The sequence below is a fragment of the Acinetobacter sp. GN11 genome, from assembly GCF_054823985.1.
In genome coordinates, this window is record NZ_JRVL01000261.1 from 1 (window position 1) to 1,549 (window position 1,549).

A 1,549-nucleotide genomic window follows, 5' to 3' on the forward strand; every position below is an offset into this window, starting at 1 on the left:
TTAATATAAATAATGAGTTATTGATTAATTTGGCCATTTTTTTTGTTTTTAAGATCTAAGAATAAAAAGTATTCTATACAAATTAATGCATGATTTTGGTATTTGACATTTTTTAAATTTATAACACAGGGTGTTTTTTATTCTTTACAATGACTTTTCCTTGTTAAAGCAGCTTGTGGTGCTTGCTTTATATTTTATTTTTTTATCCCCATCGAAAAGGTATTTAGATAATGGATTTCAATACCCTTGACCAAGAAACGGTACAGAAAAAACAGAAATTTCACCAAATTTTGTATGTACAGGTCATTTTTGCAATTATTTTGGGCATTTTAATTGGTCATTTTTACCCAGAACTTGGCGAAAGTTTAAAACCGCTTGGTGATGCATTCATCAAGATCGTTAAAATGATTATTGCTCCCGTCATCTTTTTAACTGTTGTTACAGGCATTGCCAGTATGACAAACATGAGCCGAGTTGGCCGTGTGACTGGTAAGGCTATGCTGTATTTTCTGACCTTCTCAAGCTTAGCTCTTGTGGTTGGTATGATTGTGGCAAATATTATCCAGCCGGGTAAAGGCCTTAACATTGATCCTTCTACCTTAGTCAACGACAAAGTAAATACTTACGTTGAAAAGGCGCATGCCACAAATATTACCGATTTCTTCATGAATATTATCCCGCAAACCTTAGTTAGTCCTCTGGCAGGTGGCGAGATTTTGCAGGTGTTATTTGTAGCGGTGCTATTTGGTATTTCTTTGGCTGCTTTGGGTGATCGAGCACGTCCAATTACCGATTTCTTGAATAACTTAACAGCTCCAGTTTTCTACTTGGTGGGTATGTTAATGAAGCTTGCTCCAATTGGTGCTTTTGGTGCAATGGCTTTCACGATCGGTGCATATGGAATCGAATCAATTGGTAATTTATTACTGTTAATCATGACGTTCTATATTACTGCGGTCTTATTTATTTTAGTTGTTTTAGGTGCAGTAGCTCGTTATAACGGTTTCTCAATTATTCATTTAATTCGTTATATTAAAGATGAACTTTGGTTGGTTTTAGGAACAAGTTCTTCTGAAGCAGCTTTGCCATCTTTAATGGACAAAATGCAAAAAGCAGGTTGTGAAAAATCAGTTGTAGGTTTAGTCATTCCAACAGGTTATTCATTTAACCTTGATGGTACAAATATCTATATGACGATGGCAGCTCTGTTTATTGCACAGGCTTGTAATGTAGATTTATCAATTAGCCAACAAATTGCATTGCTTTTAGTCGCAATGGTAAGTTCTAAAGGTGCAGCAGGAGTGACTGGTGCAGGCTTTATTACTTTAGCTGCAACTTTATCGGTTGTACCAGCTGTTCCTGTCGCAGGTATGGCTTTAATTCTCGGTATTGACCGTTTTATGTCTGAGTGCCGTGCATTAACAAACTTAGTTGGTAATGCTTGCGCAACAATTGTTGTGGCACGTTGGGATAAAGCTTTAGATAAAGATCTTCTTGATAAAGCATTAAAGAACCATAAAGCAGATTAACCTTACAAAAAAATCTGTAG

At 35.9% G+C, this 1,549-nt stretch carries 1 protein-coding gene; it reads left to right on the forward strand.

Annotated elements, in window-relative coordinates:
- Nucleotides 1–230: 230 nt before the first annotated feature.
- Nucleotides 231–1,529 carry a dicarboxylate/amino acid:cation symporter gene (locus tag NL42_RS17775; RefSeq protein ID WP_461313762.1) on the forward strand — a complete coding sequence of 433 codons (1,299 nt, stop codon included), beginning with the start codon at nt 231–233 and terminating at the stop codon, nt 1,527–1,529.
- Nucleotides 1,530–1,549 lie beyond the last annotated feature (20 nt).

Bases quoted from the DNA above. Each gene is read 5' to 3' on its own strand.
- NL42_RS17775 (WP_461313762.1), top strand. From the start codon at position 231: ATGGATTTCAATACCCTTGACCAAGAAACGGTACAGAAAAAACAGAAA.